29 protein-coding genes are annotated in these 23629 nt (G+C 57.7%); 25 read left to right on the top strand and 4 right to left on the bottom strand.

From position 1 onward, the window contains the following. Positions 1-10: 10 nt before the first annotated feature. The gene (locus BCM02_RS07135) at positions 11-982 is read right to left on the bottom strand and encodes a DUF1385 domain-containing protein (RefSeq protein WP_148928372.1); all 972 of its coding nucleotides are present in this window, start codon (positions 980-982) and stop codon (positions 11-13) included. Positions 983-1140: 158 nt separating this feature from the next. On the opposite strand from BCM02_RS07135, the gene BCM02_RS07130 reads away from it, so the two are divergent. The 5 genes from BCM02_RS07130 to BCM02_RS07110 all read left to right on the top strand — a co-directional run bounded on the left by BCM02_RS07130 (position 1141) and on the right by BCM02_RS07110 (position 5340). Continuing rightward, on the top strand, positions 1141-1665 hold the full coding sequence (locus BCM02_RS07130) for a YqhR family membrane protein (RefSeq protein WP_246183249.1): 525 nt from the start codon (positions 1141-1143) through the stop codon (positions 1663-1665). Positions 1666-1732: 67 nt separating this feature from the next. Then, positions 1733-2185 (top strand): type II 3-dehydroquinate dehydratase, encoded by a 453-nt coding sequence (aroQ, locus tag BCM02_RS07125; protein ID WP_148928371.1) that lies wholly within the window; start codon positions 1733-1735, stop codon positions 2183-2185. Positions 2186-2233: 48 nt separating this feature from the next. Then, complete coding sequence (locus BCM02_RS07120) at positions 2234-3307, top strand: M24 family metallopeptidase (protein WP_148928370.1); 1074 nt, start codon at positions 2234-2236, stop codon at positions 3305-3307. 35 nt (positions 3308-3342) lie between these two features. Beyond that, on the top strand, positions 3343-3900 hold the full coding sequence (efp, locus tag BCM02_RS07115) for an elongation factor P (RefSeq protein WP_148928369.1): 558 nt from the start codon (positions 3343-3345) through the stop codon (positions 3898-3900). A gap of 186 nt (positions 3901-4086) precedes the next feature. Then, positions 4087-5340, top strand: coding sequence for an aspartate kinase (locus BCM02_RS07110; RefSeq protein ID WP_148928368.1), 1254 nt, complete (start codon positions 4087-4089; stop codon positions 5338-5340). 79 nt (positions 5341-5419) lie between these two features. On the opposite strand, the gene BCM02_RS07105 is transcribed toward BCM02_RS07110, so the two are convergent. The 3 genes from BCM02_RS07105 to comA form a co-directional block, all read right to left on the bottom strand. Next, positions 5420-5881 carry a DUF441 domain-containing protein gene (locus BCM02_RS07105; protein WP_148928367.1) on the bottom strand — a complete coding sequence of 154 codons (462 nt, stop codon included), beginning with the start codon at positions 5879-5881 and terminating at the stop codon, positions 5420-5422. A gap of 102 nt (positions 5882-5983) precedes the next feature. After that, entirely contained in the window at positions 5984-6691 is a 708-nt protein-coding gene (locus BCM02_RS07100) for a 2-phosphosulfolactate phosphatase (protein WP_148928366.1), read from the bottom strand. A gap of 44 nt (positions 6692-6735) precedes the next feature. Further along, positions 6736-7602: a phosphosulfolactate synthase gene (gene comA / locus BCM02_RS07095; RefSeq protein WP_148928365.1), complete on the bottom strand. Its 867-nt coding sequence runs from the start codon at positions 7600-7602 to the stop codon at positions 6736-6738. A gap of 234 nt (positions 7603-7836) precedes the next feature. On the opposite strand from comA, the gene BCM02_RS07090 reads away from it, so the two are divergent. From BCM02_RS07090 to dxs, 20 genes are all read left to right on the top strand, one after another. Beyond that, a complete protein-coding gene (locus tag BCM02_RS07090; RefSeq protein WP_148928364.1) occupies positions 7837-8103 on the top strand; it encodes a YqhV family protein in 267 nt (88 codons plus the stop codon). A 152-nt stretch (positions 8104-8255) separates the two neighbouring features. Next, positions 8256-9263 carry a stage III sporulation protein AA gene (gene spoIIIAA / locus BCM02_RS07085; RefSeq protein WP_148928363.1) on the top strand — a complete coding sequence of 336 codons (1008 nt, stop codon included), beginning with the start codon at positions 8256-8258 and terminating at the stop codon, positions 9261-9263. Further along, a complete protein-coding gene (gene spoIIIAB, locus BCM02_RS07080) occupies positions 9256-9774 on the top strand; it encodes a stage III sporulation protein SpoIIIAB (RefSeq protein ID WP_148928362.1) in 519 nt (172 codons plus the stop codon). Before spoIIIAA ends, spoIIIAB begins: the two co-directional genes overlap by 8 nt. A 15-nt stretch (positions 9775-9789) precedes the next feature. Further along, positions 9790-9993 carry a stage III sporulation protein AC gene (gene spoIIIAC / locus BCM02_RS07075; protein WP_110043494.1) on the top strand — a complete coding sequence of 68 codons (204 nt, stop codon included), beginning with the start codon at positions 9790-9792 and terminating at the stop codon, positions 9991-9993. A gap of 31 nt (positions 9994-10024) precedes the next feature. Continuing rightward, positions 10025-10429, top strand: a complete 405-nt coding sequence (gene spoIIIAD, locus BCM02_RS07070; protein WP_148928361.1) for a stage III sporulation protein AD — start codon at positions 10025-10027, stop codon at positions 10427-10429. Continuing rightward, complete coding sequence (gene spoIIIAE / locus BCM02_RS07065) at positions 10426-11655, top strand: stage III sporulation protein AE (protein ID WP_148928360.1); 1230 nt, start codon at positions 10426-10428, stop codon at positions 11653-11655. The genes spoIIIAD and spoIIIAE overlap by 4 nt, the downstream gene beginning before the upstream one ends. A 27-nt stretch (positions 11656-11682) precedes the next feature. Beyond that, entirely contained in the window at positions 11683-12408 is a 726-nt protein-coding gene (spoIIIAF, locus tag BCM02_RS07060; RefSeq protein ID WP_148928359.1) for a stage III sporulation protein AF, read from the top strand. Positions 12409-12450: 42 nt separating this feature from the next. Next, positions 12451-13101 (top strand): stage III sporulation protein AG, encoded by a 651-nt coding sequence (spoIIIAG, locus tag BCM02_RS07055; RefSeq protein WP_148928358.1) that lies wholly within the window; start codon positions 12451-12453, stop codon positions 13099-13101. A 45-nt stretch (positions 13102-13146) separates the two neighbouring features. Next, complete coding sequence (locus BCM02_RS07050) at positions 13147-13806, top strand: SpoIIIAH-like family protein (protein ID WP_148928357.1); 660 nt, start codon at positions 13147-13149, stop codon at positions 13804-13806. A 290-nt stretch (positions 13807-14096) separates the two neighbouring features. Further along, positions 14097-14594: an acetyl-CoA carboxylase biotin carboxyl carrier protein gene (accB, locus tag BCM02_RS07045; protein ID WP_148928356.1), complete on the top strand. Its 498-nt coding sequence runs from the start codon at positions 14097-14099 to the stop codon at positions 14592-14594. A gap of 59 nt (positions 14595-14653) precedes the next feature. Next, a complete protein-coding gene (gene accC, locus BCM02_RS07040; RefSeq protein WP_148928355.1) occupies positions 14654-16021 on the top strand; it encodes an acetyl-CoA carboxylase biotin carboxylase subunit in 1368 nt (455 codons plus the stop codon). Positions 16022-16272: 251 nt separating this feature from the next. Continuing rightward, complete coding sequence (locus BCM02_RS07035) at positions 16273-16680, top strand: Asp23/Gls24 family envelope stress response protein (RefSeq protein ID WP_148928354.1); 408 nt, start codon at positions 16273-16275, stop codon at positions 16678-16680. 104 nt (positions 16681-16784) lie between these two features. Continuing rightward, positions 16785-17342, top strand: a complete 558-nt coding sequence (gene amaP, locus BCM02_RS07030) for an alkaline shock response membrane anchor protein AmaP (RefSeq protein ID WP_148928353.1) — start codon at positions 16785-16787, stop codon at positions 17340-17342. A gap of 11 nt (positions 17343-17353) precedes the next feature. Then, positions 17354-17584, top strand: a complete 231-nt coding sequence (locus BCM02_RS07025) for a DUF2273 domain-containing protein (RefSeq protein WP_148928352.1) — start codon at positions 17354-17356, stop codon at positions 17582-17584. A gap of 122 nt (positions 17585-17706) precedes the next feature. Then, positions 17707-18159 carry a transcription antitermination factor NusB gene (gene nusB, locus BCM02_RS07020; protein WP_148928351.1) on the top strand — a complete coding sequence of 151 codons (453 nt, stop codon included), beginning with the start codon at positions 17707-17709 and terminating at the stop codon, positions 18157-18159. A 74-nt stretch (positions 18160-18233) separates the two neighbouring features. Beyond that, positions 18234-19094, top strand: coding sequence for a bifunctional methylenetetrahydrofolate dehydrogenase/methenyltetrahydrofolate cyclohydrolase FolD (folD, locus tag BCM02_RS07015; protein WP_148928350.1), 861 nt, complete (start codon positions 18234-18236; stop codon positions 19092-19094). A 7-nt stretch (positions 19095-19101) separates the two neighbouring features. Beyond that, complete coding sequence (gene xseA, locus BCM02_RS07010; RefSeq protein WP_148928349.1) at positions 19102-20454, top strand: exodeoxyribonuclease VII large subunit; 1353 nt, start codon at positions 19102-19104, stop codon at positions 20452-20454. A gap of 4 nt (positions 20455-20458) precedes the next feature. Next, a complete protein-coding gene (gene xseB, locus BCM02_RS07005) occupies positions 20459-20704 on the top strand; it encodes an exodeoxyribonuclease VII small subunit (RefSeq protein WP_148928348.1) in 246 nt (81 codons plus the stop codon). 2 nt (positions 20705-20706) lie between these two features. Continuing rightward, positions 20707-21618 carry a polyprenyl synthetase family protein gene (locus BCM02_RS07000; protein ID WP_148928347.1) on the top strand — a complete coding sequence of 304 codons (912 nt, stop codon included), beginning with the start codon at positions 20707-20709 and terminating at the stop codon, positions 21616-21618. A gap of 105 nt (positions 21619-21723) precedes the next feature. After that, a complete protein-coding gene (dxs, locus tag BCM02_RS06995) occupies positions 21724-23628 on the top strand; it encodes a 1-deoxy-D-xylulose-5-phosphate synthase (protein ID WP_187434058.1) in 1905 nt (634 codons plus the stop codon). The last annotated feature ends 1 nt before the right edge of the window (position 23629 follow it).

The following is a 23629-nucleotide window of genomic DNA, read 5'->3' as shown; positions in this document are numbered from 1 at the left end:
GCTGAACGATTTAAGCGGTTTTACCCATTTGGCGGTCAATCTCCAGCATCCGTTCGAACGAGGCGATCGAGACGGCTACCTGCTCGTCGTTCGGTTCCTTGGTCGTCAGCTTTTGGAGCCAGAGGCCCGGGAAGCCCAAGAAACGAAGCACGGGAACATCGCGGAGCGCGTTCGTGAATCGCAGCGTCTCATAGGACACGCCCAGCACGACCGGCAGAAGGAGAATACGGATGTAGACCCGCTCCCACAACGAATCCCACGTGAAGAAGGAGTAGATGATGACGCCGACCAGCACGGAGAAGACGATAAAGCTGCTGCCGCACCGGTAGTGCAAGCGGGTGAAGCGCTGCACGTTCGCGACGGTGAGCGGCACGCCCGCTTCGTAGGCGCTGATCACCTTGTGCTCCGCGCCATGGTACTGGAACAGCCGTTTGACGATCGGCGTCAAGGAGATGACGTACAGATAGGTAAGGAGGAACAAAATCTTAATAAGACCTTCAATCAGGTTGTGTACTATTCTATTCGAGAACGTTTGTCCAAAGATCAACTCTTCCACGACCGCGGGAACGACCGTGAATACGAGCTTGCCGGCGATGAAGGACAAGATGCCGGCAACCGTGACGCCGACGATCATGCTGAGGCTCCAGCCGCTTTTCTCCGGCTTGTCCGCCTTAGCCGGCGGCGCGTCATCGTCCTGCGTTTCGTCCTCCGCGTAAGCTTCCATCGAGAAGTTCAAATGCTGGGAGCCCTTCGCGCTGGATTCGAGAATGCCGACAATGCCTCGAATGAGCGGGATTTTCTTCAATTTCTGCAAAAAGGGCTGGGACGTGCGCGGCACTTCGTAGAACATGATCTCGTTATTTTTGCGTCTAACCGCCGTGACATTGACATGCTTGCCCGCAAACATGACGCCTTCGATGACGGCTTGCCCCCCATAGATATTGCGCGGTTCCTGCGACAAGGGCGAATCACCATCCTTCATGATCAAATCTTCTTCTATTGTACTTGATTCGCGTAACGATTGCGAGCGGCATCCATTGCCGCCGTCAACCCGGAAAGGTCGTTTAGTGGAGTGGAAAATGCGCCATACTAATCCGGTAGCAACGTATACGGTGTATTTATAACAGGAGGTCGAATCGAGTGCGCATTACTCATAGACAGGCCTTGCGCCGGAGGCGGCACAGAACCAACCCGATAATGTTCGGACTTAACCTGGGTTTTTTTGCGGGCTTGATTTGGGGAGCGCTGCGCTGGCTGCTGTACAACATGAATTTTACGAACGCGCTGCCGGGATTCATGCTGGACTCGTTTTTCCTGGCATCGTTTTTGAGGTCGGGCTGGGGGCAGTTGATCGGCATCGCGAGTTTTATCGGATTTTCGATCGTGGCCACGTTTCTGTACATGTTTCTGCTCGGCCGGTTCAGAGGGCCTTGGGCTGGCATCGCGTACGGCGTGATATGGTGGGGCGCGCTGTTCATCGCGCTAGGACCGCTAATCGGCATCGTCGAGCCGATCCGCCAGATTGGATATAACACGCTGGCATCCGAGTTGGCGGTGTTTACGCTTTGGGGCGTGTTCATCGGATACACGCATGCGTTCGAATATCACGACGAGGCATCGAGGGAACCGCTGATGAGCGGCGCCGGCCGGGCGGGAGCGAGATAAGCTACTTCTCAAAGCAAGGGTCATTGTGGTAAAATGGCAATTGATCTATGCGCCGGGGAGGTACCTGATGCTATCCATACTCGTATTAAACGGACCGAACCTGAACATGCTCGGCGTTCGCGAACCCGGTGTTTACGGCACGTCGACGCTGAGCGACATCGAGTCGCTGCTGCGGGAGACCGCGGCAAGCCTTGGCGCGACGCTGTCGTTTTACCAATCGAATCACGAAGGTTATCTTATTGACCGGATTCACGAGGCTTACGGCAACGTAGACGGGATCGTCATCAACCCTGGCGCGCTGACGCACTACAGCTACGCGCTGCGCGACGCGCTTGGCACGGTGGCGATTCCGTTCGTCGAAGTTCATCTCTCCAATATCCATAAACGCGAGCCGTTCCGGCATGTTTCCGTAACGGCCGAATTGGCGGTTGGTCAGATTGCGGGCTTCGGCGCCCAAAGCTACGTGCTTGGCCTAACCGGCCTTGTCCGTCATCTGGAGACGGCTGGCGCGAAAGGCTAACCCCGCATGGCGGGCAGAAGCGCGGAAGCCATGGAAAGGATGAAGGATATGACGACCAATCGCGTAGCCGGCATTCGTCGGCGCTTGAGCGAGCTGGGCCTTGACGCCCTGTTGGTGACAAGCGCGGTGAACCGGCGTTATGTAAGCGGATTTACCGGATCGGCGGGCGCGCTGCTGTTGACCGGGACGCAGAATTATCTCGTAACCGACTTCCGATACCGTACCCAAGCGCCAGAGCAGGCTCCTGCGTTCACGGTCGTCGAGCATGGCGTCAAGCTGATGGATACGGTTGCGGAGCTGGCGAGCGCAGCCGGCGTGAAGCGGCTCGGCTTCGAACAGGACCACGTCGTCTTCTCCGAGTATATCGCCTGGAAGGAAGGTTTGGCGGGCGTAGAGCTCGTCCCGGTATCCGGCGTGATCGAGAAGCTCAGAATGTTCAAGGATGACGCGGAACTAGCCGTGATGCGCGAAGCGTGCGCGTTGGCAGATGCGACGTACCGGCATATTCTGGGCGTGATTAAGCCAGGACTTCGGGAGAGCGACGTCGCGCTGGAGATGGAGACGTTCATGCGCAAAGGCGGCGCCTCCGGCCCTTCGTTCGAGACGATCGTGGCTTCGGGCGAGCGTTCCGCGCTGCCTCACGGCGTAGCCAGCAACCGAATAATTGGCGACAATGAATTCGTGAAGTTGGATTTCGGCGCGTATTACAACGGCTACTGTTCGGATTTGACGCGCACGGTCGTGGTGGGCAAGCCTTCCGAGAAGCATCGCGAAATCTACGCGATCGTGCTCGAGGCGCAGATGACGGCTCTTGCCGGCATTAAGCCAGGCATGACCGGACGCGAAGCGGACGCGCTGGCGCGCGATGTCATCGCGCGTTACGGGTACGGGGATCATTTCGGCCATGGCACCGGACACGGGCTAGGCATGGAGATCCACGAATCGCCGCGTCTGTCGAAGATGAGCGATACCGTGCTGGAGCCGGGGATGACCGTAACGGTCGAACCGGGCATTTACTTGCCGGGCTTCGGCGGCGTCCGCATCGAAGACGATATCGTCATTACCGCCGGCGGCAACGAACGGTTAACGGCTTCGCCAAAGGAACTACATACGATAGCGTAAGACCAAGGTTTACTACCTTTAGGAGGGAATTTGCAGTGATTTCAGTCAATGATTTCAAAACAGGTCTGACCGTCGAAGTGGACGGCGACATCTTTACGGTAATCGATTTTCAACACGTTAAGCCAGGCAAAGGCGCGGCGTTCGTCCGCTCCAAGCTGAAGAACCTCCGCAACGGCAATACCGTCGAGCGCACGTTCCGCGCCGGCGAGAACATCGGTCGCGCGATCATCGAGAACCGCGCCGTGCAATATTTGTACAACTCCGGCAGCGAGTATTCGTTCATGGATAACGAGTCGTTCGACCAATTCACGCTCGAGAAGAAACAACTGGAGTGGGAAGTGAACTTCCTCAAAGAAAACATGACCGTCAACATCACGAGTTACCAAGGCGAGATTATCGGGATTAACATGCCGAACAGCGTGGACCTGAAAGTCATCGAGACCGAACCGGGCGTGAAAGGCAACACGGCGCAAGGCGCGACGAAGAACGCGACGGTCGAGACGGGCCTGAACGTGCAAGTGCCGCTCTTCATCAACGAAGGCGACGTGCTGCTGATCGATACGCGCGAAGGTAAATACATCTCGCGTGCATAATTATGCATAAACGGCCGTCCGGGTAGTGTCCGGGCGGCTTCGTTCTATATAGGGAGAAATCCCCGCAACAGGCGCAGTATGGCGGTTTATGTCGATTTCCGTATACCCAAATAGGAATAATTGTGCTATAATTTCACCTTGTATAACGTTAAAGAGTTAAAGTAATCGTTAGGGAGTGGATCAGCGGTGTCGTTGATTGTGATGAAGTTCGGCGGCAGCTCCGTCGGCACGACTGAACGGATGCAGCGTGTCGCCAAACGGATTGCCGATTATAAAGAAGCGGGTCACCGGGTCGTCGTGGTCGTATCCGCGATGGGTGATACGACGGACGATCTGATTGACCAGTCGAAGCAGTTGAATCCGAATCCGCCGGCGCGCGAGATGGATATGCTGCTGACGACGGGAGAGCAAATTTCGGTCGCCCTGTTGTCGATGGCGATTCATGCGATCGGTCATCGCGCGGTATCGTTCACGGGCTGGCAGGCAGGCATCCGCACGGAAGCGGTTCACGGCAAAGCGAGAATTTCGGATATTACGCCGGATCGTATTTTCGGAGCGCTTGACGCCGGCAATGCCGTCATCGTGGCGGGTTTCCAAGGCATGACGGACGACGGCGAGATCACGACGCTCGGCCGCGGCGGTTCCGATACGACGGCGGTAGCGCTGGCAGCCGCGATCAAAGCGGACGTGTGCGAAATTTACACCGACGTGGACGGGGTCTACTCGACCGATCCGCGCGTCGTGAAGTGCGCGCGCAAACTGGACGAAATCTCGTACGACGAGATGCTGGAGCTGGCCAATCTCGGCGCGGCGGTTCTGCATCCGCGTGCGGTTGAATATGCGAAACATAACAACGTGCGGCTTGTCGTGCGTTCGAGCTTTACGCAGAACGAAGGAACGACGGTGAAGGAGGAAGCGGTCATGGAACAGGGAGTCGTCGTGCGCGGCATCGCGTTTGACAAGAACGTAGCAAGAATCAGCATCTTGGGCGTGGAGGATGAGCCGGGCGTGCTGGCGAAAGTGTTCGGCGCGCTTGCGGAAGGCGGCATCGACGTCGACATTATCGTGCAGAGCGGCGTGCTCGGCGGCAAAGCGGACTTCTCCTTCACGGTCTCCAAAGACGACCAGGAGAAGGCGACGCAAGTCGTGGAGAGCATCCGCGCTTCCGTTCCTTACCGTGAAGTCACTTCCGAAGTCGACCTCGTGAAAGTTTCGATCGTCGGCGCGGGCATGGTCAGCAATCCGGGCGTCGCGGCCAAAATGTTCGACGTGATCTCGAAGCTCGGCGTCAGCATCAAAATGGTCAGCACCTCCGAAATCAAAGTGTCCTGCGTAATTGCCGCCGAAGGCGTGCAAGACGTTATTCGCGGCTTGCATACGGCATATGGCTTGGACACGGCGGAACAAGTATTCGTCGGCGGACCGCAAGACCGCCGTTAATCTCTTAGCTGGACAGCACGAAGCCAGCCACTCTTTCGCATCCGCGAAAGAGTGGCTGGCTTTTTTGCTGTCCGCCGCGCTAGAATCGCCCCCCAATGAGACTGAACAGTTTGAACAAAATGGCGGTAATGCCGGCCGCCATTAGCGGGCCGACCGGAATGCCGCGGAAAAACACGATGCCGATGATGGAGCCGACAACGAGGCCGACGACCAGCTGGGGGTCGAACTTGAGCATTTCCAGTCCTTTGCCGTTCACGTAAGTGGCGAGCGCGCCGCCGGCGAGGGCCAGGATGCCGGGCCATGAGGTCAGCGCGGCCGTGATATCCTTCGTGGAAATCCGGCCGGAAGCGAAGGGGACGAGCACGCTGAACGTGAGGAACAGCAGCCCCAGCTCGAGTCCTCGCCGTTCGATGGTCGGTAAGTAGCGTTCCAAATGTATCAGCTTTACGATTAACAGCACGCAAGCTGCCGTCGAGATGATCGGCGACCGGCCGATCAAGCCGATAATAATCAGAATAACGAGAATGACTTGACCGTTCATGGCTGTCCGCTCCTTGGCTACGAGTGTCGCTTTCCGCCGCATGCGAGCCGGGCATAAGCGTCGTGCGTTAATAGAGCATATGGAACAAGCCAGGCGGATATGTCAGCCGAGTACGAGCGTATCGCCCTGCAGACGCGGTACCGCTTCGCTGGCATCCACCTGCGCGCAGCGTTCAATCTCTCGCGCGCAGCCCAGTTTGACGAGACGTCTGCCGGTAGTGCCCTGCAGCATCGTCTCGGTCAGGAACGGCCGGGCGTCCCGGTAGAAGCCTCGCATGGACGCGCCGAAGTCGTTCGTTTCCGTCGGGATGCCGAGCGCTTGCAGGCGGTCGATAATCAGCCCTGCGCACAGGCCGTCCTCGATGGCGAACTCGTCATGGCTGCCCGCGCAGAGAATGACGACATCCCGGCGCAAATCGGCAGCCGCCTTCGCGCATGCCGAAGCGTTCAACAGCGAACCCGCCAGCACGGAATCAGCGCGAAGCGCCTTGTGCAGGGCGCGCGTCCCGTTCGTGGTCGTCAAGAGGATGCGCCGGTCTTTTACCGCATCGGGCGTGAATTCGAACGGGGAATTACCAAGGTCGAAGCCTGCAATCTTGCGGCAGAACCGCTCCCCTGCCATGACGTCGCCGGGACGCTGCAACGCGCGGGCTTCAAGCACCGTCTCGACCGGCACGATGCCGGATGCGCCGGCTTCAAGCGCGGTCACGATCGTGCTTGTGGCTCGCAGCACGTCGATGACGATCGCCGTCCGCTGCGTCAGCCGCGCCTCTCTTGCTTCGTTTACGGAAGATACGACTTCAATATGCATAACCTTCTTAGACCGCCTTCCTCTATCGCCCAGTCCATGGGCGTCTAAATCATATATTCAATGCATTTTCGATTTTCGGGCGTATCCCCGAACCCGAACGTATCCGAGCGCAGTCCGCGCCGCATCGTCTCGAGCGCCAGCGCGTCGCCGGGCGGAATGTTGCCCAGATGGACGCCGGGGCCGAACGTTTGCAGCAGCAGCACCTGCTGGTGTTTGAGCGGCGCTTCCCACATGAGCCGGCCAGGATCGGAGACGAACCGGCAAATACCGTCGAGCATATCTTCCCGGCAGTTGCCCTTGTCGTCGAACAGACCGACGCCGACGCCCGATTCGCGGGCCTCCACCGTAACGTATTTCGCCCCGGCGGCGAGGTCGACCTCCGCCGTCTCGACCAGCTCCGAGGCATCGACCAGCGAACCGGTTAGCTTCTTGCCATATTCGGTCACGACCTGCAGGCCGTTTCGAATCCCTTCTTGGATGAGCGCCGTCCGCAAGCCGCGGCTTAGTTCGATCGTGCCGTCCGATACTTCGATGGCGTTGAACCCGAATTTGCATACCGTATCGAAAAACTCCGGCACGAGCTCTTGTTTGACCGCGGTCTCGAGCAGCGTTCCTCCCGGCATGATGAGCAATCCGCGAAGCTTAGCCTGCTCGATTTTGTACAGAAGCAGCTCCGTCTTCGAGAGCGGCGCCGTACCGAAGCCGATTTTGATGCAATCCATATAATCGCCGGCCGTCTCCAGCAAATCCGCGAACGCGTAACGTCCGAGCCCCTTGTCGATAATCATCGTCTGTCCGCGTCCGTCCGCACGGTCCGAGCCGCTCGTTTGCGCGGGATGCGCGACGGCCGCGCGAAGACCGCTCGGATCCAACAGCGCGGGCGGCCATATGCTCCGCGTTAAATCCTTCATGCAGCATTCTCCTCGCCTAAAGACTCTCTTGCTCTTGCTCCGATGTCATGAGCATCTTATGCACCGTCTACCGGGCATGTGCCCGTATTGGCGAATGGGCGATGAATCGGTCTGGCGGTCGGGACAAAAATCGGCATGAAGATCAGACAAGCACGCATACAATCTCATAGAAACGTCCTTATCCGAAAGTGGACAGACTGGTAGATTCGATCGCTAGGAAAGGAGGAATCGGTCTTGATCAATAAAATCGTGCTTAGCATGGCGACGCTTCGAATCATATCGGGCTCGATTGAAATCTGCGCGGCACTGCTTATGCTGCGTCTAAATCAGATCGATAAAGCGCTCGTCGTCAACTCGTCGCTCGCGTTCGTCGGCCCGCTAATTCTAATCGCGACGACGACGATCGGGTTGGTCGGCATGTCCGATAAGCTGTCAATGACCAAGCTGGCGTGGATCGGAGCGGGCATAGCCTGTCTGATGATCGGGATTCTCAAAAAATAGCGGAGGAAGATCGAATCGGACGAAGGCAGTAGGCCGGAGAGACGGACAGGCCAATGGCATAATTCACAGGTTGTCCGCATACGATGGTGTAGCGACAAAAGCAGGCATGAGCCTCGCGCATCGCGGCTAGATTGGATCGGGAGGGACGAGAAATGCTGACACGTGTCGTGCATCTGCTGCCGGCGGAGCTTGCGGCTGTGCTGGAGCGAATGCCGGATCAAGTGAAGGACAAGCTGGAGGAGATTCGCATCCGGGAAAGCCGCGCGCTAGAGATCGGGTTCGATGGGGGATTCCGGTACATCGCGCCCGACGGCACGCCGATGTCGCGGCCCGACGGCGCATTCCGGCCATCCGGGGACATTTGCCGGAAGCTTTTGGAGCGGGTGACGAACCATTCGCTTTACGCCATGGAGGAAGAACTGCGCAGAGGCTATATTACCGTCGCGGGCGGACACCGGATCGGGATCGCCGGGCGAACGGTTCTCGAAGGCGGCCATGTCCGGGGCATACGGGACGTCGGCGCCTTCAATATCCGGATTGCCAGGGAAGTGATCGGCGCGTCGGCCAAGCTGCTTCCGAAACTGCTGGATTTCAACCGCCGCTCGATTCTCCCGGCGCTCATCGTAGCGCCTCCGCAGCAGGGCAAGACGACGCTCGTGCGGGATATCGCGCGCGCGGTCAGCTCCGGGCTTTGGGGACATGCCGCGGCGGCGGGCTGGGAAGGGCGCAAGGTCGGGATCGTGGACGAACGCTCCGAGATCGCCGCTTGCGTGCGTGGCGTGCCCACCTTTGATATCGGCCCGCGCACGGACGTAATGGACGCGTGCCCCAAAGCAGAAGGCATGATGATGATGCTGCGCTCGATGTCGCCGGACGTGCTGATCGTCGACGAGATCGGCCGCGCGGAGGATGCCGAAGCGATTCTGGACGCAAGTCACGCGGGCATTGCGGTGATCGCGACCGCGCATGCCAAAGATCTGGATGAAGCCCGCGGCAGACCGGCGATCGAACGGCTGCTTGCGGCAGGGGCGTTCGACGTGTGCGTCGAGCTGCGCAAGAACGCGGACGGGTTGTCCAGCCGCGTCGTGCGCGCCTTGCCGGCGGCGCGAAGTCCGTCGGCCTTGGAGCGGACGCCGGCGGGAGGGAACGGGCATGGTTAAGATGATCGGCGCGGTGCTCATCCTATTCGCCGGCACGATGATCGGTTTCCAGCAGGCGGCCCGTTTCGCGATGCGGCCGCGTCATATTCGGCAATTGATCCATGCGCTGCAACGCCTCGAGACAGAGATCGGGTACGGTTACACGCCGCTTCCCGAAGCCATCGAGCGCACGGCTGAGCATATGCAAGGCGCGATACGCGCCATGTTTCAATCTGTCGGCGATACGCTCCATTCGGACAAGGAATGCAGCTTCCGGGAGTGCTGGGAGCAAGCGGCCGCCTCCCATTGGCCGCGCACCGCGATGAAAGCGCCGGAGCGTGCCTCCTTCATACGTCTTGGGTCTTCGCTTGGCATTAGCGACCGGGACGACCAAATCAAACATTTGCGGCTTGCGGTTCAGCAGCTGCAGGCGGAAGAGGAGGCGGCGAGAGACGATCAAGCGCGGTACGAGAAGATGAGCAAGAGCCTCGGCGTCCTGGTTGCCGCGCTTGTCGTCATATTGATCGTTTAGTGGGGTGCCGCAGGGATGAACATTGATGTTAGCGCCATTTTTCAAATCGCGGGCATCGGCATCATCATTGCGATGATTCATACGGTGCTGAAGCAGATGGGCAAAGAAGATATGGCGCATTGGGTAACGCTGATCGGTTTCGTCGTCGTGCTGTTCATGGTCGTCCGGCTGCTGAATGATCTGTTTCAGGAGATTAAGACGATCTTTTTGTTCCAATGACGGATAATGGCAGACGAGGCGGTGAACCCGGATGGAAATCATTCAAATTGTCGGACTCGGTTTGATTGCGGCCGTGCTCATTCTCGTCGTTCGGGAACAAAAGCCGATGTTTGCCTTTCTCCTGGCCGCATTTACCGGACTATTCATCTTCTTGTACATGATCGGCAAGATCGAAGCGGTCATTACGGTGTTGGAATCGCTCGCCGAGCGTTCCGGCATCCCTTCGATCTATTTAAAGACGATTCTGAAAATTATCGGCATCGCCTATATCGCGGAATTCGGCGCCCAGATCGTCCGGGATGCGGGGCAGGAAAGCGTGGCGTCCAAGATCGAGTTCGCGGGCAAGGTGCTGATCCTGGTCATGGCCGTGCCGATCATCGGCGTCATCGTCGAAACGGTTATCGGCCTGCTGCCGGCGGGGAGTGGTCAAGGATGAATCGCTTCGTTCGCGTCATCGCCGGATTCGTCTTGCTGCTCGCGCTATTCGCTTCTTACGTCCCCATCGCCTGGGGGGCGCCGGAGGCAACGTCGGCCGGACAAGTTCCGGATGCGGCCGCTCGGGAGAGCGGTCCGCAAGAGCTGTCGGAGGAAGAACTCCACGGCATTGATACAACCGCGGTCGAATCGTATTGGAACAAGCTGATGGCCGAATACGGGGGACTGTTCCCGGACCGCGAAGTGCCGAGTTTCATGGAGATGATCATCCCGGGCGGCGAAGGTCTCAAGCTTACGACGGTGCTTCGGGGATTGTTGGAATACGTGCTGCACGAGGTGCTGTATAACGGAAAGCTGCTCGTGACGATCGTGCTGCTCACCGTCTTCAGCATGATCTTGGAGACGCTTCAGACGGCCTTCGAGCGCAATACGGTCAGCAAAGTGGCGTACAGCATCACCTATATGGTGATGATCGTCATCGCGGTGAACAGCTTCAACGTGGCGATCGGCTATGCGAAGGACGCCATCAGCGGAATGATTCAGTTCATGATGGCGATGATTCCGCTATTATTGGCTCTGCTCGCCAGCATGGGGAACGTCGTTACGGTCACGGTGATGCATCCGCTCATCATCTTCATGATTCATGCCGTCGGAACCGTCATCTATACGATCGTCTTCCCGCTGCTCTTCTTCTCCGCTGTGCTGCACATCGCCAGCGCCGTGACGGACAAGTTCAAGGTGACGCAGTTGGCCAACGTGCTGCGGAATTTCGCGGTCGGGCTGATGGGCATTATGCTGACGATCTTTCTCGGCGTCATTTCCGTTCAGGGCGCAACGGGTTCGGTGACGGATGGCGTGACGATGCGAACGGCCAAATTCGTGGCCGGCAATTTCGTGCCGGTCGTGGGCCGGACGTTCTCGGATGCGGCGGATACGGTCATGTCGGCTTCCCTGCTCGTGAAGAACGCCATCGGGCTGGCCGGCGTCATCATTCTCATCTTGTTATGCGCGTTTCCGGCGCTCAAAATTTTGACGCTGGCCTTGATATACAATGTGTCGGCAGCGGTCATGCAGCCGCTCGGCGACAGCCCGATCGTCGGCTGTCTGCAAACGATCGGCAAAACGCTCATCTACGTCTTTGCCGCGCTGGCGGCGGTCGGACTCATGTTCTTCCTGGCCGTCACGATCATTCTGACCGCCGGCAATGCGGCGATCATGATGCGATGACCGCTTGCGGGAAGGGGGGAGGGCGTCATGTTGGACTGGCTGGCCGGCTGGCTGAGGCAGATCATCGCCGTCGTATTGTTGGCCGGCATCGTCGATTTGCTGCTGCCGAACAAGGCGATGCAGCGATACGTCCGGCTGGTCGCAGGCTTGATCATCTTGCTAACCATCCTATCGCCGATCATCGGCATGCTGCACGGCGACTTCGGCATGAAGCTGCACGAGCGTTTCGACGTTTGGCTGACCAGCGCGCCGGACAAGCAATACAAGATGCCGACGCTTCAGGACATCCAGCGAGACGCCGAGGAGATGAAGCGGAAGCAGGAGGATGCCGCGGCGGCGCTGGCGGAGAAGAATCTGGCGGCGGCGATGGCCGAGGAAATTACGAAGAAGACGGGGCTGGCCGTCGAACGCGTGAAGGTGAGCTTGGACCGGGAGGGGTCGGCGAGCGAGGCGAAGCTTGCGTCGGTTGCGGTCACGTTAATCCCGCCCGAAGAGACGTCGAGCCCCGGCGTGAGCAGCGAACGGCCGATCGGCGAGGTTGGCGCCGTGCAGCCTGTCGAGATCAAGGTGAATGGCGACGGCGCGTCCGATGACGGCGGCGACAAGCGCGGGACGGCCCGGCAAGAGGCTGTCGAAGCATTCTCCCCAGTTGACCAGCGACGAGCGGATGCCGTCCGGCAGGCGTTGAGCGACGGATTCGGCGTGCATCCTTCCATCGTAAGCATTAGCGGTTTCGAACCTGTGCGAAGCTGAAGGCGCGGCAAGGCGGAAGGAAAGCGGGAAGGAGTGATTACGGTGGCCAAATGGCTGGAAGGGTTCGAGAAGCTGGTCGGCGGCGGGCCGGGAGGGGAGAAGCGCGTGAAAACGATGCGTTGGTTGCTGCTGATCGGCGCGATCGGAATCGGTCTGGTCCTGTTCAACTCGTTCCTGACCGTCCGCACGGTGGATACGACGCTCGATGCGGATCCGGCGCCCCAGACGGCGACCGGGGGAGACGAGGCGGCTTTTCTCGGGAACGGGGGAGGCGAAGAAACGCCTTTCGACGCGATCGAGAGCCGACTCGAGAGCCGGCTGAAAGAGATTTTGGAGAAAATCGTGGGCGTCGGCGACGTCGACGTGTTCGTCACGGTGGATTCGACCGAAGAGAGCGTGCCCGGACGAGACGAAAGCGAATCGCAAGACGTTACGAGCGAGAAAGACAAGAACGGCGGCAGCCGGAATATTACTTCGATCACGCGGGACGGAACGATCGTCATCTACGAAACGGAAGAGGGGAAGAAGCCGTTTATCGTGAAGACGATTAAGCCTCGTATTCGCGGAGTCATGATCGTGGCCAAAGGGGCGGAGAACCTGACGGTCAGACGTCTTCTCCTGGACGCGGTCCAGAAAGGACTCGATGTGCCGCAAAACAATATTTCTGTCATTCCTCGCAAACATGCGTCATAAGATAGGACAAGTAAACAAGGACAAGTATAAGGGAGGCTAAGGTTCATGAATACGAAGAGGCAAACGGTTTGGCTCGTGTCGATGCTCAGTTTGATGGTGATCCTGTCCGCGTATTATTTGTTCACCGAAGATGTCAGCACGTCTCCGGATTTGCTGACGGAGGGAACGAAACAGGAGCAGCCGGTAGACGGCGCGACGGAAGTAACGGCAGGCAGCGGCGCGAAGAACGACGAGGTCGTCGTGAACGAAGTGACGCAGGAAGGCGCTGCGGAAGGCGTCCTGACGGGGGATGCGGCGAAAGCGGCGGCCGATGCGGATGCCAAAACGCTGCAGCAAGTAGAAGAGCAGGGGCTTGCGAGCAACGTGTTCGACGAGCTGCAGCTCAAGCGCAGCCAAGAGAACGCCGAGGAAGAATCGCGCCTGATGGCGGCGCTCGGCGATACGAAGCAGAACACGGACAACGCGCTGCAGGCGATGGAGGAGCTCTCCCAGTTGGAAGAGAAGAACACCAAGGTGACAAGCCTCGAAGAAGAACTCGCCAAAACGTACAAATCGGTCATTATCACGCCGCAAGCGGGCGACAAATACAAAGTAGTCGTGCAAAGCGAGAAGGTCGACAGAAGCCAAGCGGACGACATCCTCGTCAAGGTGGTCGGCGCGCTCAATTTGAAGGCCGAGCAAGTTTCGGTGCAGTTCGTGCAATAATACTACCGCGCTCGGCGCGGGCAAGCCCTCTGCTGCGGTCGATCCGTTCAGGGGGCTTCTTGCATTTCGTGCATGTAAATATTTCAGTTCGTGTTCAGAAGGGTTTATGCTATAATGACTCTGTTATGTGCAACTTTTGGCATCCGCATTGGAGCGGCCGGTTGTCAACCTTCGGGGCGCAAGGCTCCGTCCTTCGGCCCGGCGGCGTTTTTCGCGCGGGTGCTTTCGAAACCGGTTTCCCGTTTTCGGGGCACCGACAGGCAGCACAGAAACCTTTTAGGAGTGAAGTCATGTTTAAGCTGAACGAGATTAAAGAATTGATCAAATTGGTCGATCAAACGTCCGTACACGAGCTCGAAATCGAAAACGAGGGCACGCGTCTGCTCATCCGCAAACCGGGCAAAACCGAAGTGGTGAACGTGCAGACTGCCCCAGTACCTACATATACGCAGCCTCACGTTGCCGTGGCTGCGCAAGCGGCTGCCGCGCCGCAAGCAGCGCCTGCCGCTCAGCCGTCCTCGGCTTCCGCGGCGCCGCAGGCGGACAACCTTCACCGAATCGTGTCGCCGATGGTCGGCACCTTCTACCGCGCTTCCTCGCCGGACAACCCGCCGTTCGTCAGCGTGGGCGACCGCGTGAACGAGAAAACGGTCGTTTGCATTTTGGAAGCGATGAAGCTGATGAACGAGCTGGAAGCGGAAGTGAAAGGCGAGATCGTCGAAGTTCTCGTCGAGAACGGACAGCTTATCGAATTCGGGCAGCCTTTGTTCCTTGTCAGACCGGAATAGGAAGGCAGGCTGTATAATGGCCGAAGCCGGAACAAAGCGCGCGAAAGGAGCTCTACTACGTGAAATTCAATAAAATCTTAATCGCCAACCGCGGTGAGATCGCCGTGCGGATTATCCGCGCATGCCGCGAACTTGGCATTGGCACGGTAGCTGTTTATTCGGAAGCGGACAGAGAGTCGCTCCACGTCCGACTGGCGGACGAGGCGTACTGTATCGGGCCGACGGCTTCCAAAGACAGCTATCTGAACTTGACGAACATTATGAGCGTGGCGACGTTAACGGACTGCGACGCGATTCACCCGGGTTACGGGTTCTTGGCGGAGAACGCCGATTTCGCGGAAATTTGCGAGTCGTGCAACGTTGCGTTCATCGGTCCATCTCCGCAAGCCATCACGAAGATGGGCGACAAAGCGGTTGCCAAGCTAACGATGAAGGAAGCGGACGTACCGGTCATTCCGGGCTCCGACGGACTCGTCGAGGATATGGAAGAGGCGGTTCGCGTCGCGCGCCAGATCGGATATCCCGTTATCATCAAAGCGACGGCGGGCGGCGGCGGCAAGGGAATTCGCATCGCCGAGAACGAGGATGCGCTCGTATCGCAAATTACGACCGCCCAGCAGGAAGCCCAGAAGGCGTTCGGCAACGCCGGCGTATATTTGGAGAAATATTTGACGGGCATGAAGCATGTCGAGATCCAGATCATGGCCGACAAGCACGGCAACGCGGTGCATTTGTTCGAGCGCGATTGCTCGGTTCAGCGCAGACGCCAGAAGCTCGTCGAAGAAGCGCCTTGCCCGGTGCTGTCCCCGGCGCTCCGCGAGCGGATGGGACAAGCGGCCGTCCGCGCGGCGCAAGCCGTTAACTACGCGGGAGCGGGCACGCTGGAGTTCTTGCTTGGACCGGAAGGCAACTTCTACTTCATGGAGATGAATACGCGCATCCAGGTGGAACATCCGGTAACGGAAATGATTACGAACGTCGATCTGATCAAAGAAATGATTTCCGTCGCCGAAGGCAATCCGCTTTCGTTCAAGCAAGAGGATCTTCGCATCAACGGATGGGCGATCGAGTGCAGGATTAACGCCGAGGATTCGGACCGCAACTTCATGCCGTCCCCGGGCAAAATCGATTTCTATTTGCCGCCGGGCGGACTCGGGGTGCGAGTCGATAGCGCCGCTTATCCGGGCTACACGATCTCGCCTCATTACGATTCGATGATCGCCAAGCTAATCGTATGGGGAGAGACGCGCGATGAAGCGATCTCGCGAATGAAGCGGGCGCTGTCCGAATTCGCGATCGACGGCATCCGAACGACGATCCCGTTCCATTTGAAGCTCCTCAATCATCCGAAATTTTTGAACGGGAATTTCGACATCAAGTTCTTGGAAGAACATGATGTCAATAATCCCGTCGCGGACGAATCGTAATCAATCAGGCGTGGCCTGTGAAGCTTCGGAGAGGGAATGCTTGCAAAACGGAGGGAGCGTCTATGCTCCCTCTTGTCGCGAGCGGAGCCTTAGGCGAGTCGTCGTCTCCCCATTAGGGGAGCGGCTTCCCTTTGTCCTCGAAGGTTTGTCATAATTCCCGCCGGATGCTATAGTATAAGAATAGGAAGCGGATGAGCCCTGCCGGCTGAGGGCCGGTTGGTACGCTACTTTACGGGAGGTGTAAGAAGACCATGAGCACGCTTGCGGCAGATTATGAGAAGACAGACATGGGCACGATTCAAATTGCACCCGAAGTCATTGAAGTGATCGCTGGCTTGGCCACGATCGAAGTTCCTGGCGTAGCGGGCATGAGCGGCGGTTTTGCCGGCGGCATTACCGAACTGCTTGGACGCAAGAACCTGGCGAAAGGCGTTAAGGTCGAAGTCGGTCAGCGCGAAGCGGCCGTCGACGTCTCGATCATTATCGAATACGGTAACCGCATCCCCGAGATTGCTTCGGATATCCAGCGCAACGTCAAACGTTCCATCGAGATGATGACGGGCTTGCACGTCGTCGAAGTCAACGTACATATCCATGACGTTCACTTTAAGACGGCGGAGAAACCGGAAGAGGAAGATACGGCGCATCGCGTGAAGTAAGCCGGTATTTTTGGATCAATTTGATCGTAAACCCCCTGTGGATGGGCTTGCCGCTCGGCGCCAGGGGGTTTTTATTCAGTCCGGCCACAAGGAGGATTCTGCTCGTGATAAGAATGTTGGACAAGCTGCTGTTATTCATTTACAGCCTTGCGGTCGGTACGATCGCCGTCCTTGCCTTTTGCGCCGGTTTCAAATGGCTGCCCAAGGAATGGCTCAGCGACGGCGTAGACGAGCTGTATAGGAATGAAGCGATTCAAGCTTCTGTCATTATCGTTTCGGCGATCGTATTTCTCATCAGCCTGCGCTTTTTCTATGTTTCGCTCAAGCGCGGCGCCGCCTCGGCAATGTCGATCGACCAGCGTACCGAATTCGGCGATATTCGCATTTCGATCGAGACGGTCGAGAATCTCGTGCTGAAGGCTGCCGGCCGTCAGCGCGGAGTGAAGGATTTACGCGTCCGGATTCGCTTGACTGACGCCGGCGTTGACGTGACGATTCGCGCGATCGTGGACGGCGAAACCTCGATACCCGCGATGACCGAAGAAATCCAGCGATCCGTCAAAACCCATGTCGAAGAGATTACGGGGATACCGGTTGCGGACGTATCCGTATTCGTCGCGAACATCATCCAGTCGTCCAGCGTGAAGCCCCGCGTGGAATAGGAGGATATTCGATGCGGAGAGAGATTTGGGAGACATACGGAGGACGAATAATTGGCGTTGCCACCGGCATTATACTTGGCATTCTCTACTTTATCGTCGGATTCTGGGACATGCTGTTCTTCGCGCTTTTGCTATGCGTCGGCTACACGGCCGGCAAGAGCAAGGACGAGGGCAGCGGGCCGTTCATCCCTTGGGGTCGGCTGATGGAATGGCTTATGCAGCGATGGAGACCATTTAAATAGCGGTATGATCTCCTCCGTACTCCGGACGAACGGCAGGTATGACGTTCGGGGCAGGGAGGAGATCATATTTTTATGAAGAGCGTGACAGACTCACCAAGATAGACCATTGTTAGGGAGGACCTATGAAACGAAGGCTAGCACGGGAAATTGCGGTACAGAGCTTGTACCATATGGAAATGAACGAGGTTACGGCAGCGGACGCGGTGAATATGCTTGCAGACGAAGCGCGCGACGACGAGAACGAGATCGGCGCATCCGCTGCGGACATGTCTGCGATCGATGTTTACGTGCGTGAATTGGTTCACGGCGTCATTGAACATAAACAAGCGCTAGACGATATACTCCAAACCTACTTGACGGGGTGGCAGGTAGACCGCCTCTCGCGCGTCGACCGTCAAATTTTGCGGCTTGCCGCTTATGAAATGGTGTACCGTACCGACGTGCCGCCGAAAGCGGCGATCAACGAAGCGATCGAGTTGGCGAAGCACTTCGGCACGGACGAATCAGGCAAATTCGTAAACGGCGTACTGGGCAAGCTGCTGCTGGCGCTCGATGAGTTGAAACCGAAAGCGTAAGGGGAGCCCTTACGCTTCTCGTTTTGACATGAGGTTCGCGAACGTACATAAACGGATAAGGGAGAGGGAATAACGTGACGGCACAGCGTATTGAAGGGAAAGTAATTTCGGATGAAATTCGCTCGGAACTAAAGGTGGATGCGGCTCGACTGGCGGCAGACGGGATCGTACCTGGACTAGCCGTTATTCTTGTGGGCGAAGACAAAGCATCGCAAGTCTACGTGTCCAACAAGGCGAAGGCGTGCGAACAGCTCGGTTTCTACTCGGAAGTACACCGTCTAAGCGGCGATACTTCGGAGGCGGACCTGCTGGCGCTAATCGATACGTTAAACCGTCAGTCCAGTATCCATGGCATTCTGGTACAGCTCCCGCTACCTTCGCATATTGAAGAGAAGGCGGTCATCGATGCGATTAGCGTCGAGAAGGACGTCGACGGGTTCCATCCGGTCAGCGTCGGCAATATGGTCATCGGCGACGACAGTCTTCTTCCTTGCACGCCGGCCGGCGTCATCGAATTGATTAAACGGAGCGGCAATTCGATCGCGGGCAAGCATGCGGTCGTGATCGGGCGCAGCAATATCGTCGGCAAGCCAGTATCCATGCTGCTTCTGCGCGAGAACGCGACCGTCACGATCTGCCATTCGCGCACCGCGGATATGGAAGCGATCGCGCGCACGGCCGACATCCTCGTCGTTGCGATCGGTAAGCCGGAAGCAATCGGCGCAAGCTACGTCAAGCCCGGGGCGATCGTCATCGACGTCGGCATCAATCGTTTAGCGGACAACAGACTCGTCGGCGACGTGGATTTCGAAGCGGCGAGAGAAGTGGCTGGTTACATTACGCCGGTACCCGGAGGCGTCGGTCCCATGACGATTACGATGCTGCTCGCGAACACGCTGAAGGCGGCGAAGGCTTCGGCGGCGCGCAAGGCGTGATACGGCCATGAAACAAGATGCCAAAGTATATTCGATTAAGGAAATTACGCGCTATATCAAGATGAAGCTCGAGTCGGATCACGTACTGGGCGACGTGTGGGTACGCGGCGAAATTTCCAACTTTACGCACCATTCCAGCGGACATATGTATTTTACGCTGAAAGATCCCGACAGCCGGCTAAAATGCATCATGTTCGCTTCCCATAACCAGCGCCTTCCTTTCAAACCGAAGGAAGGCGCGAAGGTGCTGGCGCGCGGTAACTTCTCGGTCTATGAGCGCGACGGCAATTATCAATTCTACGTGATTCAGATGCAACCTGACGGGATTGGCAGCTTATATTTGGCATTTGAACAGCTGAAGCGGAAACTTGAGGACGAAGGGCTTTTCGCCGCATCGCGAAAACGGGCAATTCCGAAGTTTCCGAAGGCCGTTGGCATCATCACTTCTCCGACCGGCGCAGCCGTCCGCGATATTATCATCACGCTGCAGCGCCGCCACCCTTCCGTGCCGGTGCTGCTTTTTCCTGTCCTCGTCCAAGGGACGGGCGCGGCGCCCGCGATCGTCAAGGCGATCGAAACAATGAACCGATTGGCGGAAGTCGACGTATTAATCGTAGGGCGCGGCGGCGGCTCGTTGGAGGAGCTGTGGGCGTTCAACGATGAACGCGTGGCCCGCAGCATCGCGGCTTCGGCGATCCCGGTTATTTCCGCGGTCGGACACGAGACGGATTTCACCATCGCCGATTTCGTCGCGGATCTGCGGGCGGCCACGCCAACCGCGGCGGCGGAACTCGCCGTGCAGAACGTACAAGAATTAAGAACGCAGCTCGCGCAGACGAACGCAAGGCTTGCGCAGGCGTTAAAAACCGCGGTCAGAACGCGGGGCGAGCGACTCGCAAGGCTGCGGCGATCGCCGGTATTCCTCAATCCTCGCCGCTATTTGCTGCAGCAAGCCGAACGGCTCGACCGGCTTAAGGAGCGGCTGGAGAATCGTACGGTGCGTCGTGCGGAACGAGGCAGGGAACGATGGCTCAGAGTTCAGGCGAAGCTTACCTCGGCCCATCCGGGCGAACGCGCGGCAATCGAAGCCAAACGAGTCGAGACGCTGACCCGCCGAATGGAAAGCGCCATGAGCGGCACGATGAAAGAGCGTCAGATGATGCTGGTGTCGGCCATGAAGCAGCTGGATGCTTTAAGTCCGCTTAAGGTCATGTCGCGCGGCTACGGTCTCGTCTACGATGAAGCGGAGAAGCGGCTGTTGAAGTCGATCAAGGACGTGCAGCCAGGCGATATCGTGAAAGTCAAATTAGCCGATGGCCAGCTGGATTGCCAAGTTTGGTCGATGAAAGGGGAAGCTTGAGCAGATGGAAGAACAGCAGCTAAGCTTTGAAGAAGCGATGGAACGGTTAGAATTAATAGTAGGACGGCTGGAGAACGGCGACGTCCCGCTTGAAACCGCGATCGAGCTGTTTCAGGAAGGGATGAAGCTCTCTCAATTGTGCGGCTCGAAGCTCGAAGAAGTAGAACGCAAGATCGAGGTGCTTATTGAGGGCGAGAGCGGTCTTCAGAAAAAACCGTTTGCGCCTGCAAACGAAGATAGAGGGGAATAGACGTGAGCGTTTCGATTTCGATCAAGGAATATTTGAAAACCGTGACCGCGGAGGTGGAAGAGGCGCTGCGCGATTCCTTCCCGGTCGAGCTCGGCGTGCCCGCTACGCTGCGCGACGCGATGATGTATTCGCTGGAGGCCGGCGGCAAGCGGCTCCGACCCGCTCTCTTGCTCAGCGCGGCCGAAGCGGTGCACGGCAGCAAGCCGCTTCGCCAAGCTGCGATGCCGGTTGCGTGCGCCGTCGAGATGATTCACACGTACTCCTTGATCCACGACGATTTGCCGGCGATGGACAACGATGATTTCCGGCGCGGCAAGCCGACGAATCATAAGGTGTTCGGAGAAGCGATGGCCATACTGGCGGGCGACGGATTGCTCACGCATGCGTTCTATGCGGTTGCCCAGGCCGCGAAGCTTGGCGTTCCGGCCGAGACGGTTCTTGCGATATCGTCGGACCTGGCTTTGCTCGCGGGAGCGCCGGGTATGGTAGGAGGCCAAGCCGCTGATATTTTGGGCGAGCAGGGCATTACGTCGCTCGCAGAGCTGGAATATATTCATCTTCGCAAGACGAGCGATCTGATGGTGTTCTCCGTCACCGCGGGGGCAAGGGTCGGCGGGGCTTCCCAGACGCAGTTGGCGGCCGTAGGCGAATTCGCCCGCAAGCTGGGACTCGCGTTCCAAGTTCAAGACGATATTCTGGACGTGACGGGCGATGAAGCGAAATTAGGCAAACCCGTTAACAGCGACGTCGATCAGCAGAAAGTAACATATCCCTACTTAATCGGGCTTGAAGAGAGCGCGGCGCTCGTGCAGCGGTTGACGCTGGAAGCGAAAGACGCGCTGAACAGAGCTAATCTGGCGGCGTCTGAGCGGCTGATCGATATCGCGGACTATCTGATGCGTCGGGACCACTAACTGCTAGCGGCTAACATATTGGGGATTTTGTAACACTGTGATATAATATGTCACAAAGTCAGAGGTAATCGTGAACCGGTAGCCGCCTGCCATGAAAGCGAGGAAATGAATGTGTTGCTCGAACATATCAACGGGCCTAAAGATTTGAAAAACTTAACAGTTCCGCAGCTGGATGAGCTCGCTGCTGAGATACGCTCATTTTTGATCGAGAAGCTCTCCGTTACCGGTGGTCACCTTGCGCCAAATCTGGGCGTCGTCGAGTTAACGCTTGCGATGCATTATCTGTTTGACAGCCCGACCGATAAATTCATATACGATGTCGGACATCAATCGTATGTCCATAAAATATTGACAGGCCGGAAAGATCAATTCGATACGTTGCGTCAATATAAAGGTCTCTGCGGATTCGTCAAGCGATCCGAAAGCGAGCACGACGTCTGGGAAGCGGGTCACAGCAGCACGTCGCTCTCGGCCGCGATGGGCATGGCGCTCGCGCGCGATTTGAAGGGCGAGACGAACAAAGTCGTTGCCGTAATCGGCGACGGCGCGCTAACGGGCGGCATGGCGTTAGAGGCACTCAACCATATCGGGCACGAGAAGAAGAATTTGCTGGTCATCCTGAACGACAACGAGATGTCCATTGCCCCGAACGTTGGCGCGCTTCATCATTACTTGTCCAAGATCCGCACCGACCGCCATTACCAGAAGGCCAAAGAAGAGCTGAACCAGTTCCTGAAGAAAATACCGGCTATCGGCGGAACGCTGTCCAAAACCGCAGAACGACTGAAGGACAGCGTCAAATATTTGCTCGTCAGCGGCATTTTGTTCGAACAGTTCGGCTTTACGTATTTCGGACCGGTTGACGGACACGATATTCCGCAGCTGCTGGAAGTACTGGAGCAAGCGAAGAACGCGACAGGACCGGTAATGGTCCATGTCGTCACGACCAAAGGCAAAGGTTATTCCCCTGCGGAAGCGGATTCGCATAAGTGGCACGGGATTTCGCCATACAAAATCGAATCCGGACAGGTGCTCAAAGCGGTCGGACCGCCGATGTACACCGAAGTTTTCAGCGAAGCGCTGATCGATCTGGCGAAGGAGGATAAACGAATTGTAGCCGTTACGCCTGCCATGCCGGGAGGATCGGGATTGCTGAAGTTCGCGGAGCTGTTCCCTGGCCGGATGATCGACGTTGGCATTGCCGAACAGCATGCGGCGACGCTGTGCGCCGCGATGGCGATGGAAGGCTTGAAGCCGGTATACGCGGTGTATTCGACCTTCCTGCAGCGTGCATATGACCAAGTGGTGCACGATATATGCCGCCAGAACTTGAACGTGATCTTCGCGATCGACCGCGCCGGCTTCGTCGGTCCGGACGGCGAGACGCATCATGGCGTCTACGACATCGCGTATCTGCGACACGTGCCGAATATGGTGCTCATGATGCCGAAGGACGAGAACGAGTTGCGCCGGATGATGAAGACGGCGGTCGACTACAACGACGGTCCGATCGCGATCCGCTATCCGCGCGTGAACGGCGTCGGCGTAGAGATCGAGAAGGAGATGCACCCGATTCCGATCGGCTCATGGGAAACGGTCCGCGAAGGCGACTCTTCGGTCATTCTGGCGATCGGTCCGATGGTGGCGGTTGCGGAAGAAGCGGCGGAACAGCTGAAGCGCGAAGGGCAGAACGTACGGATCGTGAACGCGCGATTCGTGAAGCCGCTGGACGAAGCCATGCTGCTGCAGCTGGCGAAAGAAGGTCAGAGCATGATCGTGCTGGAAGAAGGATCCGAACAAGGCGGTCTCGGCAGCGCGATTCTAGAGTTCTATTCGCAGCGCGGCATCAGCGGCTTGAATATCCGGATCATCGGCGTACCAGACGTATTCGTCGAACATGGCTCCATCAAAGAACAACGCCAGGAGACGGGACTTACGGCAGAGCGCGTCTGCAAGGAGCTGCGCGCCTTGAAACCCGTGCTGCGCCAGCGCGCGAACGGAACGGCATAAG

Origin of the sequence: Paenibacillus methanolicus, assembly GCF_008124765.1 — a bacterium.
GTDB lineage: Bacteria > Bacillota > Bacilli > Paenibacillales > Paenibacillaceae > Paenibacillus_Z > Paenibacillus_Z methanolicus.
The sequence above is the reverse complement of the archived record's forward strand: the minus strand, read 5'-3'. Positions and strand labels throughout refer to the sequence as shown.